The 15,291-nt window shown below is 52.4% G+C and carries 10 protein-coding genes; 3 read left to right on the top strand and 7 right to left on the bottom strand.

Going from position 1 to position 15,291, the window contains the following annotated elements:
• Positions 1–91 precede the first annotated feature (91 nt).
• Genes bcsC through bcsR form a run of 6 tightly spaced genes read right to left on the bottom strand, consistent with a single transcriptional unit; the run spans position 92 to position 10,646 of the window.
• Positions 92–3,589, bottom strand: a complete 3,498-nt coding sequence (gene bcsC, locus HV346_RS21940; RefSeq protein WP_181621311.1) for a cellulose synthase complex outer membrane protein BcsC — start codon at positions 3,587–3,589, stop codon at positions 92–94.
• Positions 3,571–4,677 carry a cellulose synthase complex periplasmic endoglucanase BcsZ gene (gene bcsZ, locus HV346_RS21945; protein WP_181623855.1) on the bottom strand — a complete coding sequence of 369 codons (1,107 nt, stop codon included), beginning with the start codon at positions 4,675–4,677 and terminating at the stop codon, positions 3,571–3,573. The genes bcsC and bcsZ overlap by 19 nt, the downstream gene beginning before the upstream one ends.
• A gap of 6 nt (positions 4,678–4,683) precedes the next feature.
• Positions 4,684–7,071: a cellulose biosynthesis cyclic di-GMP-binding regulatory protein BcsB gene (gene bcsB, locus HV346_RS21950; protein ID WP_181621313.1), complete on the bottom strand. Its 2,388-nt coding sequence runs from the start codon at positions 7,069–7,071 to the stop codon at positions 4,684–4,686.
• Between the two features lie 10 nt (positions 7,072–7,081).
• Complete coding sequence (bcsA, locus tag HV346_RS21955) at positions 7,082–9,697, bottom strand: UDP-forming cellulose synthase catalytic subunit (RefSeq protein WP_181621314.1); 2,616 nt, start codon at positions 9,695–9,697, stop codon at positions 7,082–7,084.
• Positions 9,694–10,446 (bottom strand): cellulose biosynthesis protein BcsQ, encoded by a 753-nt coding sequence (bcsQ, locus tag HV346_RS21960; protein WP_181621316.1) that lies wholly within the window; start codon positions 10,444–10,446, stop codon positions 9,694–9,696. The genes bcsA and bcsQ overlap by 4 nt, the downstream gene beginning before the upstream one ends.
• A gap of 11 nt (positions 10,447–10,457) precedes the next feature.
• Entirely contained in the window at positions 10,458–10,646 is a 189-nt protein-coding gene (gene bcsR / locus HV346_RS21965) for a cellulose biosynthesis protein BcsR (RefSeq protein WP_181621317.1), read from the bottom strand.
• Positions 10,647–10,818: 172 nt separating this feature from the next.
• Here bcsR and bcsE point away from each other — a divergent pair, with 172 nt between their 5' ends.
• From bcsE to bcsG, 3 genes are read left to right on the top strand one after another with little or no spacing between them, the layout of a single operon-like run.
• A complete protein-coding gene (gene bcsE, locus HV346_RS21970) occupies positions 10,819–12,381 on the top strand; it encodes a cellulose biosynthesis c-di-GMP-binding protein BcsE (RefSeq protein WP_181621319.1) in 1,563 nt (520 codons plus the stop codon).
• Entirely contained in the window at positions 12,375–12,572 is a 198-nt protein-coding gene (gene bcsF / locus HV346_RS21975; protein WP_181623856.1) for a cellulose biosynthesis protein BcsF, read from the top strand. Before bcsE ends, bcsF begins: the two co-directional genes overlap by 7 nt.
• Positions 12,565–14,244, top strand: a complete 1,680-nt coding sequence (gene bcsG / locus HV346_RS21980; protein ID WP_181621320.1) for a cellulose biosynthesis protein BcsG — start codon at positions 12,565–12,567, stop codon at positions 14,242–14,244. The genes bcsF and bcsG overlap by 8 nt, the downstream gene beginning before the upstream one ends.
• Before the next feature lie 48 nt (positions 14,245–14,292).
• Here the strand turns inward: bcsG and HV346_RS21985 are convergent, their stop codons facing one another.
• Positions 14,293–15,285 (bottom strand): glycosyl hydrolase family 8, encoded by a 993-nt coding sequence (locus HV346_RS21985; protein ID WP_181621321.1) that lies wholly within the window; start codon positions 15,283–15,285, stop codon positions 14,293–14,295.
• Positions 15,286–15,291: the final 6 nt, after the last annotated feature.

Consider the following 15,291-nt stretch of genomic DNA (forward strand, 5'->3'; position numbering starts at 1 on the left):
GACACACCAGGGAGTTAGCCTGGTGCGCCTGAGTATACCCGATTGATGAGATTTTAAGAGAGACTTACAAATGGATTAAGGATTATTCTGGTTACCAGTCCGCATAAGGTATGAGCGGTTGCGGCGGGAGGTCCATATCCCCTTGCCAGCCTGCGGCAGAATAACGCACATAAATAAGCGCGTGGCTTGGTGTGTAATCCTTCGCCTGCTGTATGTCAACGCCCAGCCCAACGAACCAGTTTGACGTAACACGACGTTCAATAATCGCTCTCGCGGTGTAACCCGTACCCGACGAACTGCTGCCGTTTACAGGCTCATGCTTATCGGCATACATCAGATTATCGTCAGCATCGTAATTATCATTCGGAATCAGCCCCTGAAGAGGGTATCGCATCCCGTCACTGGTTTTCGAATGCGACCATGAAACCGAGCCACCCAATTCCCACGACCAGTTTTCGGTACGTTTGCGCCAGGTGACAGGCAGCGCGAAGGAAACATACTCCTGAGGGCTGTAATAACCGCCTTGTCCCAGGGTATAGCCACCCAGGTCTTTGTCGTAATGCCACAGCATATTGCTGACGCCGACCGTCAGGCGTTCATTATTTTTATTAATGACTTTGTAGTAATACCCGGTCATCCAGCGGATGCGCCAGTTATCCGCCACATTCTTACCTGTCAGGCTATCCGCATTCAGGCTGGACCAGACACCGTTCGCCTCCCCCTTGTCATAGCTCATGCTCACGCCACCACCGGTGGCACGTACGCCGCCCCAGGTCGTGTCGGTATTCGAATCATGTTGTCCTGCAAAAGCCAGCACAGAGCTGGAAATCGGGCGGCGGTGAACGTTCAGGGTATAACCGATCGGCCCCAAATCGTTGCTGTATGCCAGACTACCGACCACGTCCACCACATCGAAGCCCATCGGCGTTGTGCCAATGTCCATCGCCCAGGTGTCGTTTTGCCAGCCAACCGCCACACTTGCGCCATTGGCAGTCTGATTTGTATTGCCATGGCAAGGCGTTCTTGCACACGTACCCCATTGCGGATCGTATTTCCCGTCTTTGGTGGCAAAAGTTCCGGCATCCATATTCACCAAATCGCTCCGGAAGAACATACGCCCATCCGCCAGTGGCGCGTCCACTTGCAGCATAGTGGTATGCGCTTTCAGGTCGGAATACCCGCCCGTACCGCTTGACCCCCAGTAATCGTGTTGCAGCGTGACATTCACATCCTGCTGGCGATACAGATCGCCTGCGTCACTGCGCACGCCCCGTTTCAACCAGTCATCTTTCTCGTCATTCCGCGTCAAACGCGTAAAGCTGTCATTATCTGCCGGACGCGTAGTCGTAATACCGGAGGAAACCATCGCGTCTTTATAAGTCTCCAGCGCCTGCTGAGGCTCGCCACTTTGCGCCTGAATACGGGCGGCATCACGCAGCACCAGCGCATTTTCCATAGAGGCAGGTTGTGTCCTTGCCTGCGGAACAATGTTACTGAGCGTCTGCTTAGCCGCAGCGGTATCACCAAGACCTGCCTGAGCCAGGGCCACACGACGCTGTACATTGAGAGATGGCGGCTGATCGCTTTTCACCTCAGACAGTTTTGCCAGCTCTGTACGCGCGGCATCTTTATTGCCTTGTGCAATATAAACTTCCGTCAGACCGAGAATCGCATCTTCGTTGTTTGGCTCCCGCTGCAAGACTTTGCTGTATGCGGCCTGTGCCTGAACGTTATCCCCACGCTGCTGAGCCCAGTCAGCCAGGGTTAAATCAATTCGTGTTGAGGCCGGTTGCTGGCGCAGCAGGTTTTCGGCCTCCTGCTCTTTCCCGCTGTCACGCAGACGATTTGCCGTTTCCAGCACCTGGTTGCTTTGCAGACGGTCTGACAACTCCTGAATATTGCCATTCCATTTATCGCGCGGGAGCGTATTCAGGTGAGCCAGAGCAGCCCGATCCTGATCGTTCCCTGAGAGGTAAAGCCCGGTGGCGTAAACTTGTTCCGGATCGCCAGGTTTTTGACTCGCAAGCTGCCGCATTAATGTATCCGCCTGGCTGCGCTGTCCTGCACTGTAGAGATCGCGTGAAAGACGGTAGGTGATCCATACATCGCCTGGTGAGAGCGCCAGACGACGACGCTGAATTTCTGCAGCCTGTGCAAATTTACCCTGATTTTCCAACTGTTCTGCCTGTTGGGAAAGCTGTTCGTTCGTCAGGCTACGTTCAATGTCATCAATGCTGCGACGCTGGCTGGCAGAAAGGGACTGAATAAACTGTGTGGCCTTCTCTGGCGATTGCGCGCGATACACATTTGCAAGACCACGTACCGCGTTGCTGTTACCGCTGTCCATGCGCAATGCCTGGCGATAATAACGCTCGGCCGCCACGTTATCTTTACGCACCATCGCGGCATCCCCCAGCCCCAGGACTGCATAGCTGTCGGTATTATCGATGTTGCGTGCCTGCTGGTAATAACGCTCCGCCTGGCCTGGATTGTTCGCTTTTAGTGCGGCATCACCTTGCTGGATTAAAAGCCAGTAACGGTTAACCTTTAACAGGCTATCCCATTTGCCCCGGTTGTCGCTCTGCGGATCGAGAGCGATGGCCTTTTCAAACTGCGCGACTGCGCGGGCACGATCGCCTTTCTGTGAATACGCCTGGCCCAGTGCGCCGACGGCTTCACTGTCGGCATGGTTCGCGCTGACCGCTTTTTGCAGTTCCGCTACGGCCTTGCCACCCTGCCCGGCATCGACTGCGGCTAACCCTTCTGCTTTCGCACGGAACGCTGGATCGGCGAGCTGTTTCTGTTGCGCTTCAAGCTGCGAGCGAGCAGCGGTCACGCTGTCACCATGACTAAAAACACTGAGGTATTTTTGTAGTGCATTGACGCTGGCACTGCTTGTTGGCTGGTCTTTAATTTGCTGATACCAAAGCTCAGACGCCTGGTCACGGCCACTGGTGCTTTTGGCCATATCCTGCAATACCGCAAACCCTTCATCACGTCGCCCATTCTGGAACAATAACTGCGCCAGAGAAGCCTGTTGTTGCGTGTTACCGGGATTATTCGTGTTAATTCTCTTCAACTGATCGATGGCTGTGTTACGTCTGGCAGGATCTTTCGCAACCACTGTCCAGTATTCTGCTGCCAAATCCCCTGTGGGTGGATTGCCATCAAAGAGTTTGTCGTAAGCGGCAATGGCTTCCTGAGTATGGCCTGTCGTGGCTAACAATCGTGCTTGTTGCAACGCCTGACGGCCATCCGATGTCGAGAGCAACATGGTGTTACGTGAGGATTTATAGGCGTTCGAGCTGGGTGCGAGTCCTTTAAGACGATCCAGCTCTTTTTGCGCCCCTGCAACATCCCCCTGACGCAGCAGATAGCGGAATCGCGCAGCCACCACGTCCGGATTGTTTGGGTCGATCAGTTCAAGGCGGTAGAGCGACTGGCGTACCAAATCTTCACGCTGTGTTGACTCACCCAGATGCACCTGTTCCAGCAGCTGTTTCTGTTGCGGAGAATTGGCGGCCTGAGCCAAAGGCATCAGCGCAAGGCCAAGCGATAAACTGAGTAAATTTAATGTGAACTTGCGCATTCCTGGCCCCAATCCGGTATTAATTCACCTTTTGCGGTGAAGCGAAAACGATGCTGATCCCATCCTTGTCCAAAGAGAGTCAGCACGTAGCTGTAATAGGCATTATTATCGGGAAAATTGTCGGCGACACGCTGACGCTGTACCGCTTGCGCGTCACGGTTTTGTATAAATGGCAGCAAAGAGGCAGAAAACCCGACCGGGCCTTTTCCCGTGCGTTTTCCGCTCGCCACATCCACTTTCTCCGGCGGTACGCCCTGCTTTGTCGTCACCGTCGCCATCGGCTGAAAGCGTGCCAGTAGCCGGGCTTTTTGCGGATCGTTATCGTTCATCATGCCCACCCAGAGATACACCCGGATGGCATCGTAGCTTCCCACCAGGGACGCTGCCTGGTTCAACTGCCAGCCTTTGTTTTTCCGGTACTGCACCCAATCAGGTGAGAACCCTTTTGGCGCTGTCTCCAGCAATAAGCGCTGGTTTGTTTCACGAAGAGCGGTCCATGGCGCGCCAAAGCGGGTGAAATAGTGCGCAAACTGAGGAGGAAGATAACTGGGGTTGAAACGCCAGGCATCGGTTTCAGCAAAACCGATTTTACCCGGAAGCAGCATGGACCCCAGCCCAGGTACTTTCACCACTTCTTCACTGGCAATGCGTTTAAGTAACGCTTTCCCCATGCTGGTGTAGTTCGGTTTCTTCCATAAACGTCCCGCTTCCAGCAGTGACCAGGCAATCCAGATATCAGCATCTGACGCAGAGTTCGTGTCGAGCACAGTCCAGGTCTCTTTACCCTTCTGCCCCCACAACCAGGCTGGCAGATGTTGCTGTAAGTCACCCTGAGCCAGGTTATCGCGAGTCCAGGTCAATAGCAGATCAAAAGCCTTAGGATCATTGGCTGCCAGCGCAAAGAACAACGCATAGCTTTGCCCTTCGGAGGTGGTAATTTTGCGCGCATCACTCGGATCAATGACGCGCCCCCCCTCGCTGATATAGTCCTGTTTAAACTGTTCCCAGGCAGGCCAGGTGCAGGCGGCGCGAAGATCAACCGCCGCCAACATCAGTCCAGCCAAAACACACCAGCGAAAGGCTCTCATCACGTGTTACTCGTGGTCCGGGTTGAGGCGACGACGGCTGATAATACGCAGCAGACGCCACAGCACCCACGCCAGCAGAACGACGCTGATTGCCGCCAGAATCGCCAGTAAAACCGGATGGTTTGCCAGCGCATACCACAGACGTTCAAACCACGGCAGATGCCCCACGTAGTAAACATCACCGACACGCAGACTATTTACCCCCGACTCACGAATGACCGACACTGAACCGAACATCGACGCACGCTTGCCGCTGTCATTCATCGCATTGTTTAACAGTTCATAACCGCGCGGACTATCAGCCAACAGCGCGATAACGCTTCGCTGGTCGTTGTACGGTGACTGGAAGCCCACAATCGCGGCCATTGGACCGGAAGAAGTCACGCGGGTCTGGACGTTGGCCTGGCGATCGCCGCTGTCAGGCATAATGCTTGGGAATTCACTCTGACGCAGCGGGGTATTGACCCAGGACTGAGTGGCCTGCACCAGCAAATCGATACGCTTATCGTCTTTCAGCTTATCCGGGATAGTCCCAATCACCATGATGTCAGCATCTTTGTTCTGAATCTGGCTGCCATCGTCAGTGAGCGTCACATTGATGGACGGTAATCCCGTTTGCGCCCCCACTGAAGCCATGGTATCCAGCAGCGTCGTCAGTTGCGCTTCATTTGGCGCTTTTGGCATCACAACAATGGACTCAGACAAGTCAGCCATGCGGCTGAACGGGAAGCTGGCATTGGCAAACGCCCGCAGATCCGGCATCGCCAGGAAGTGATAATATTTCGAGAAATCGATAGTCGACTCGTCGCCAATAACCACGTGGTTCTGCACTGGCTGGAAGGTAATGCAGTTGTCAACCGACCCACCAGGCATCGGGTTCATGTACTGAAAGTCAAAACGTAACTGGTTAACCGCCCCCAGTTTCAGCGCCGGGATGGATACATCCGTTTTACCGTCCAGCAAGCCTTGCAGTACCGGCAAGCGCAGCATCAGTTTGTTGGTATCCTGATTACTGGCCAGACTAAAGGATTGCAGGAACTGATTATTCAGGCTGATATCCATACGCGAACTGTCATTGACCGACGGTGCGGTATAGCGGTAGTTCAGATTGATATCGATGCCGTTAGTGCGCAGCAGATACAAGTCTGGTGGAAGGTTGAGTGAAAGGTTGATAGGCGAAGGCTCAAGCCCCGTAGACTGAAGCTGCTCTTCATAGGTTTTTAACTCACCAAACGTGATGGCACGATCGGTACGTACCCAGTTCGGCGCATCGTACGGTTTACGTGCCAGCAGAGGTTTCACATCATCCACCACTACACTGTTACCACGGAACAGTACGTTACCCTGAGCGATCCCTTTTGCAGCCTGGACCAGATCTTTGTCATCACGACCAAATACCACCAGCAGTTTCACGTAAGGATTGTCAGGATGGTTAATGACTTCAACCGTCGGCGCTTTCACATCCGGGTGGTCACGCAGGAAAGCGGGACGTTTTTCATTAGTGGCAAACACAATGGCATTACGGTCCGGCAAGGTATCAAACAAAACCGGGAAACTCTGCCCACGCCAGCCAGAACGGGAACCAAACCAGGAGGACACAATGGTGGCGGCCAGTTGCTGGGTCACATCCGGAGAGCCAGCAAACACCACCGGTAAGTTTAACGGGCGGTTATCACGCGGGTCGAAGAACGGAATGGGGAAAGCGGAAAGATCGTTCTTCAGCGCCAGTGACTGGTAGGTCATTTGCAGCGACGTATTACGGCCAACGTCGACCCAGAGCGTACTGCTGGCAGGGTTTTCACACACATCGCGGTAGTGACCGACAAACTCCAGACGCACGCGGTTAAAGTCGGTGATAAACAGGGGATTGATTGGAACCTGTGCCAGCGTTTTTTTACCCAGTTGTTCTTTGGTAACAGGCAGGACATCCATCAATTCATCATTGAGGTACACCTTCAGCTGCGATTGTATCGGCAACAGCGACGGTGACGGCGTGTATTCCAGGTTCAACATCGCCTTCGACACCACTTCATCGCTTCGCATGCCAAACTCGACGCCACCGTTAGGGTTAATGCCACGTAGCACCATACTGCCCGGAGGCGGTGCGATCTGAGCAAAGGTGAGTTTCACATCCCTGGACGGGGCGTTGTCCACGACGATTGGCGCATCAGCACCGCGTACACCAGGCAGGACACGTCCAACGGTCTGAGCATCCCCGCCAGTCGGCTGAACAGCCGCCTCGTTTTCGGCTGGCGTCGATGCAGCGGTGACAACCTGATCGGTCGCTTGCACAGTCGTAGCCGCGGTATTTTCAGGGGCTGCATTCGCCACCATGGAGGGAAGTGCACTCATCCCCACTGCCACTGCACATATCCAGGAAAGTTTTGTTTTCATCGCGTTATCATCATTGTTGAGCCATAACCGGGTCTGATTGCTTCGTTTCATCCCGTTCAGGTCGACGAGGAATAAACGATACAACCCAGGAAATCAGCGAGGTAAGTGACCGGAAAATTAATTTCACAGACGACGGGGCAAATTCTGCAAGGTGACGATAGCCACGGAACCCCAGCTTCAGAATATCCAGCAGGCTTTCCAGTGGTTTATCTTCCGGGAAGCTGTCCTGCCAGAGAGCCCACGTATCCGCGCGGGCAAACGTACATTGCACAAAATCAATATGTTGCTTTTTGGTCAGCGGCATAAGTTGCAGACCGACTTCATTACCTGACACACGCACGACTTGCGTCGGGAAGACATACTCCTGCTGACCGCGTTTGAGCAGCAGGTTTACTTTCTGCCCTTCCAGCACTTTCGCCTGACCATTGATCTTGATCCCCAAACCGCCGTCAGAAAAGTCATGCACGGTACAGGAGAAGAGATGGCCATCTTCGCGGGCAATTGCCGCAGGCATGCTGATCTCAACACGATGCGCACGGCGCACCTGTTTGCTTTCTACCGATACCGCCACCGCGCCACCCAGGATAATCAGGTTGTAGAATACCCACGCCATACTCACGAAGACGGTCAGGACTTCGTTTTCCGGTCCATAGAAGTAGCGCCAGATACCCACAATCACGCCGACAATATTGAGCAGCACCAGGAAGATATACGGACGAGAGATAACCCAGTCGACGTACTCCTCTTCCACCAGCCCACCTTTGGCGGTGACGTTGAATTTCCCTTTATGCGGGTTAATCAACGCAACCATTGTCGGTGGCGCGATATACCAGGCCAACACGGTTTCGTAGATTTCACTCCAGAATGAATGACGATATTTACCCTGAATCTTCGAGTTCGTCAGGCTGGCATGGATCATGTGAGGCAAGACAAACAACGCAATCATCAGTGCCGGAGCAAAGATGATGTAAGCGTGAAGCAGCAAGAATGCCAGCGGCGCAGTCAGGAAGATCAGTCGTGGAATACCGGACAAAAAGTGGAACATGGCGTTGACGTAACACAAGCGCTGCGCCATCTTCAGCCCTTTACCAAATAACGGGTTATCAAGACGGAAAATCTGCACCATGCCGCGCGCCCAGCGAATACGCTGGCCAATGTGCGCTGAGAGGGATTCCGTCGCCAGCCCTGCGGCCTGAGGGATACGCATATAGGCGGAGGTATAACCTCGACGGTGTAAGCGCAGCGACGTATGGGCATCTTCTGTCACCGTTTCTACGGCGATACCGCCAATCTCATCCAGGGGTTTACGGCGAATAACCGCACAGGAACCGCAGAAGAATGTGGCATCCCACATGTCGTTCCCATCCTGTACCAAACCGTAGAATAGTGTCCCTTCGTTAGGGGTCTTGCGAAAACGGCCCAGATTACGTTCAAACGGATCCGGAGAGAAGAAGTGGTGCGGCGTCTGCATCATCGCCAGTTGCTTCTCTTTCAGGAACCACCCCATCGTCATTTGCAGGAACGAACGGGTGGGAACGTGGTCGCAGTCAAAGATGGAGACAAACTCCCCTTTGGCATACTTCAGCGCATTATTTATGTTCCCGGCTTTCGCATGCTCGTGCGTGGTACGAGCGATATACTCCACCCCGACATCTTTCGCAAAATGTTGAAATTCTTCGCGGCCACCATCATCAAGGATCCAGATTTTGAGCTTGTCTTTTGGCCAGTCGATACCCAGCGCAGCATAAATGGTGTTTTTCACCACAGTCAGATCTTCGTTGTACGTAGGGACAAAAAGATCAACTGTCGGCCACAGAGAGGTATCCTTTGGCAACGGAACCGGCTGGCGATTCAACGGCCAAATGACCTGGAAATAGCCCAGAACTAACACAATCCATGCGTAAGTTTCCGCAAATAGCAGCACCAGCCCACACACCAGGCTTACCGGATCATCCCAGTTCAGCGTCGAGGTATAACGCCACCAGATGTAGCGGCAAGAGACCGTCAGCGACAGCACAATCAGCATCAGCGCTGAGAAACGGCCTGGAATTCGGCGAACCAGCAACGCCACACCCCAAAGCAGGATCAGGAAGATAAACTGCGCCAGCGGGTTAAAGGGCTGCGTGATACAGACCAGCGCCAGAATGAGTGAGAACACCACGATCACGCCGAGGATAAAACGCCTAAGCCCCGGATGGAGATGCCCGAGTTCTTTATGGTCATCAAGATGGCTGGTCTGGTCGCTGACGCGACCGGGCAGATTATCCAGCCATTGATGGTAACGCCCACGAAGATGCTGAGCACGCTCGAAGCCGTGCCAGCGTGGACTCTTTTTTTCATGTTTTTCCGCTGTTGCAACAAGCCACACAGCCTGAATGGCATAGCGTGCGGGATCTAATGGCCGAGGTTTATCAGGGTTGATATGCGGATAAAACTCACGGTGCTGTGCACGAATACGTTGCCAGCGCGGATGTTCAAGCGGAATAAATATCCAGGCCAGGATCATCCATAAACAACCCAGCGCAGCACTCAGCGATGACGCACCATGCCGACGGTAATGCCGGTAATGCTCGCTTAAACGCGCGCTGACTGGCGGGATGAGTAACCAGCTGGACAGACGACTCATACAGAACTCCCGGCAGATGCAGGACGATTCGCATACTGCAGTAAACACCAGTTGGCCAGCGTAAGGATCTCTTCCGCCGCCAGTGCATCGCTACGGTATTCACCGAGCGGCTGTTTGGAAGCGAGACACTCTGCCATTCCTTCATCACGATGAATCACCATCGGCAACAAACGACGCTGGCTTTGTAGCCATATCTGATAGAGATCATCCTGAATCTGACTGTTTAGACGTAAGTCGTTAATCAGAATATGGGCATCCGCAGGCAGAGCCTGCTGATGCAGACGGATGTGACAATTTGCATCCGCATTGACGATGGTGAGCATGCGGTCACATTGATCAATCAATTGGCGGGTGAGCGTTGTATAGCCGTGGGGAAGATCCAGTAATATCCACTGGTAATGGCTTTTTTCTTTCAGCTGTTGCAGCGCGTTGCTAAACGCCGCCAGCGGTTGCTGATAAGCGTCAGGATTTTCACGTTCATTGGCGGTCAGTTGACCAAAAGGCAGCACGTCGAGCTGAGAAGTGTAGCGTAATCCCGCATCTCGCCAGTCTTGACCATCCAAAAGTGCACGAGCCCAGCCGTTAGCGTTATCAAAATCTACGTTGAAAGACATGCGCAGCAAATTATCGGGGCATGCATCAATAACCAGCACCGATTCGCCTAATATTTGTAATGACCACGCCAGCGCCGCAGTAACGGATGTTGTACCCACTCCACCACGGACGCCCTGTAATCCTAGTACGGCCATCAATGGCTCCCTTATTGTTGTTGGGCAAATTCGGCTAATAATGGCCAGCGTTTAATAGCCGCCGCCAACTGTTCGCGCTGGGAAATATCGGTGTAATCTATTTCAGGCAATGAAAAAGCCCGCGTCAGCGCCAGAAAATCGTTTTGGAAAGTGTAACCCAGGCTAGAGTCGACCGGCGTGCCGGATTCATTATTATGCATTTATGTCTCTTCCCTTTGAGTAAAATCATACAACCAGATCCAGCAAGGCATCCTGCCACGAAATTTCATTTACATGCTAAATCTGATGTTCTTTAATTTCAATGTTAGGTTTATTTCTACGCTTTCGCTAGTAAACTGAGATACAGATAAATTAGACGAAAAGAGGGACACCGTGGACTCCATATTTTCTATTGGCATCCAGTCATTATGGGACGAATTGCGCCACATGCCAGTCGGGGGAGTCTGGTGGATTAATACGGACCGCAATGAAGACGCCTTAAGCCTGGTAAATCAAACGATTGCAGCACAAGATCAGGATGCGCGTGTGGCTGTCGTAACGATGGGTGAAGAGCCCAAAAAAACCATCAAACTCGATAGTCAACACGGACCAAAAAAGGTGCGACTTTTTTCCATGCCAAACGAAGCAAATAGTCTATACTTTTTGCCCCGTGATATTCAGTGTAGCATTGATCCCGATCACTATTTAGTGGTGCTAAAGTGCGCAACGAATACCTGGCAGAATATATCCGCTGAAAATTTGCGACGCTGGTTAGAAAAAATCAATAAATGGGCGCGGAATCAAAATTGCACGCTTCTGGTTATCAACCCGGGCAATAATAATGATAAACAGTTCTCATTTTTAATGGGTGAATATCGGTCCCTTTTCGGTCTGGCGAGTATCCGCTACGAGACTGATAGCTATCTTTACGATATTGCATTCTGGTGCAATGAAAAAGGCGTCAGCGCCAGACAGCAGCTTGATCTGAAAAATATTGAAGGTGAATGGCATCTCGCTCAACAAGAAGAAACCGTTGTGCAGCCACGTAGTGATGAAAAACGCATACTGAGCCAAATTGATGTATTAGAAGGTGCACCAGCACTTTCTGAATATTGGTCGCTCTACGAAACAAATGAAGCCATGTTTAATGAGGCGCGCACCACTCAGGCCGCCACTATTGTTTTCTCATTAACGCAAAACAACCAAATAGAAACGCTGGCCAAACAAATCCACACCCTCCGCCGTCAGCGTGGTAGCGCATTAAAAATCGTGGTACGCGAAAATCACACCAGCCTGCGCGCAACTGATGAGCGCCTGCTGCTGGGTTGCGGTGCGAGTATGGTTATTCCGTGGAACGCCCCACTTTCACGTTGTCTGACGCTGATTGAAAGTATTCAGGGCCAGCAGTTTAATCGGCATGTCCCGGAGGACATCACCACGCTGTTGTCGATGACGCAGCCGATGAAACTGCGCGGGTATCAGAAATGGGATACCTTCTGCGATGCGGTCAGTAATATGATGAATAACACACTGCTTCCTGCAGATGGAAAAGGTGTGATGGTTGCGCTCCGCCCTGTACCGGGTATTCGTGTTGAGCAAGCACTTACGCTGTGCCGCCCGAACCGTACAGGTGACATTATGACCATCGGTGATAACCGTCTGGTGCTGTTTTTGTCTTTCTGTCGGGTCAACGACCTCGATACCGCGCTTAACCATATCTTCCCCTTGCCCACTGGCGATATTTTCTCAAACCGCATGATTTGGTTCGAAGATAACCTGATAAGCGCAGAACTTTTGCAGATGCGTACCCTTACGCCAGATCAATGGGTCAAACCGCTCCCTATAACGAGCGATTTCAAACCGATTCTCAATGCTCAGCATGATGGACATGTCTGGCGTCGAATACCTGAACCGCTTCGCTTATTACCAGAAAGTGAGGAGAGCGCATCATCATGAATATCAGCGATATTATTCAACTGATCGTACTTTGTGCGCTCATTTTTTTCCCGCTTGGCTACTATGCACGCCATTCAATGCGCCGACTCCGTGATACGGCCAGATTGCTGTTTGCAAAACCTCGCTACGTTAAACCAGCCGGAACACTGACACGGGCTCCGCACGTCAAGGCAAACCAAAAAAATGACTAATTCGACCTATACTGCTTCAGCTCCTTCGCCGCTCTGGCAATACTGGCGCGGCCTTTCCGGCTGGAACTTCTACTTTTTGGTGAAGTTTGGTCTGCTGTGGGCTGGCTATCTGAATTTCCATCCCCTGCTCAACCTGGTGTTCATGGCCTTCTTGCTGATGCCGCTGCCGAATATCAGGCTGCATCGCTTACGTCACTGGATTGCTATACCCGTTGGCTTTGGCCTGTTCTGGCATGATACCTGGCTTCCTGGGCCAGACAGCATTATGAGCCAGGGCTCGCAAGTTGCAGGATTCAGCGCTGACTACCTTCTCGATCTAGCCGAGCGTTTTATTAACTGGCAGATGCTTGGTGCGGTGTTTGTGCTGTTGATTGCATGGCTTTTCCTGGCACAGTGGCTCCGTGTGACAGTATTCGTCGTCGCCATCATGATATGGCTTAACGTGCTCACTCTGGCGGGCCCAGGCTTCTCTCTGTGGCCGGCGAGTGAACCAGCCACCACGGTCACAACCACCGGCGGTAGCGCCGCTTCGACGGTCGCCACAGCGGGCGATACGCCTGTCGTCGGCGATATTCCGGCAGAAACTGCGCCCCCCACCTCCACAAACCTGAATGCCTGGCTTTCCAGCTTCTATACCGCTGAAGATAAACGCCAGACCCGATTCCCGGATGCTTTGCCAGCCGATGCTCAACCCTTTGAACTGCTGGTCATTAACATCTGTTCTCTTTCGTGGGCCGATGTGGATGCCGCAGGATTGATGTCACATCCATTGTGGTCGCACTTTGATATTCAGTTTAAAGATTTCAACTCGGCAACATCGTATAGCGGCCCGGCAGCGATTCGTCTGCTACGTGCAAGCTGTGGGCAGCCGTCGCATAAGAATCTGTATCAACCTGCTGGTAACCAGTGCTATTTGTTCGACAACCTGTCAAAACTGGGCTTTACACAGCATCTGATGCTGGGCCATAACGGCGTATTTGGGAACTTCCTGAAAGAAGTGCGGGAAAATGGTGGGATGCAAGCACCGCTGATGGAGCAGACTGGCTTACCTGTTTCGTTGCTGGGCTTTGACGGTTCACCGGTCTATGACGATACCGCGGTATTGCAACGCTGGTTACAAACCATCCAGAAAGAGACGAATTCACGCAGCGCAACGTTCTATAACACCCTGCCACTGCATGACGGCAACCACTATCCTGGCGTAAGCAAAACGGCAGATTACAAAGTTCGCGCGCAGAAGTTGTTTGATGAACTGGATGCATTCTTCACCGAACTGGAAAAATCGGGTCGTAAAGTGATGGTGGTGGTTGTACCGGAACATGGTGGAGCGCTGAAAGGCGACAGGATGCAGGTTTCAGGACTGAGAGACATCCCAAGCCCGTCTATTACCAATGTCCCTGCTGGCATTAAATTCTTCGGTATGAAAGCGCCGCATCAGGGTGCACCTATCGAAATTACTCAGCCAAGCAGTTATCTGGCGATTTCTGAACTGGTCGCCCGTGCAGTAGACGGTAAGCTTTTCGTCGAAGACAGTGTGAACTGGAATCAACTGACCAGTGGTCTTCCTAAAACGGCAGAGGTATCGGAAAACGCCAATGCGGTTGTCATTCAGTACCAGAATAAACCGTATGTTCGCCTGAATGGCGGCGATTGGGTTCCGTATCCGCAGTAACAACACTGACCCTTTCCCCGCAGGGGAGAGGGTCAGTCCCGTCCAATACTATTGCTCTGAGAGCCACACCAGCATTTTAAGGCTTGCGGAGTAGTAGTCGTCCTTTGCGGTAATGTCAGGTTCTCCGGGAGATTGCCCCATCGTTAAATCCCTTACCGCCAACAGACCCCCTTCCATCATGTAAGGTGCGTATTCGTTAGTCGTCACGTTTACCCACGCCGGTGTTTTTTCACGGCTGAACTGACCAAACCAGGAGCGCCATGGAGTGAGTAGCAGGCTTTGTTGATTAAACCAGTGCACATACAACGGAATACGAATGGCATCGTAACTCATCCGCGGCGGCCAGGCTTTCGCCGGAGTAAGCTTCCCACCAGCATCAAGAGAAACCCAGTCCGTCGGCAAATTCGCCTTACCCGAGCCCATTTTTCCCAGCAACCGCTGTCCATCCTGAATCAGTTCACGCCATACCTGTAAATGGCTACGATCGGCAAACGCCTGCCATGCCGGGAACACAAAGTAGGAGGGATTAAGCACAACTTCGCTGTTGAGATTAAACCCGTTAGCACCAGGCAACATGACTCGATAACCTGCATACCGAATCACATTGTGAGTGAGAAGGGCTTTGGCAATCTCATCCGAGGCAGTGCTATAGCGTTTGTCATGCCAACGCGCATCCGCTTTTAACAGCGCCCACGCAATCATCACATCACCATCCGTGGCGTTGTTTTTGTCGGTGATTGGGTTTGCCTCTACAGGGTTATAACGCCAGTAAAACAACCCATTATCTTTGTTCTTCAGCGTACTGTTCGTCCACTGCCACAGCTTGTCAAACGTTGCTTTATCATCATTTTCTACCGCCATCAGCATGGCAAAACCTTGCCCTTCGGTATGAGAAACGCTGCCATTGCCAGTATCGACAATACGGCCATCAGGCATAAAGAAACGCGCCTTGTAACTCTCCCAGGCCTGGCCTGCCTGAGAGAAAGGAGAAAACAGTACACTCACCATGACCACCAGCGCGGCACATGTGGACTTTCGCATAATTAA

Source organism: Enterobacter sp. RHBSTW-00994, from assembly GCF_013782625.1.
Lineage (GTDB): Bacteria > Pseudomonadota > Gammaproteobacteria > Enterobacterales > Enterobacteriaceae > Enterobacter.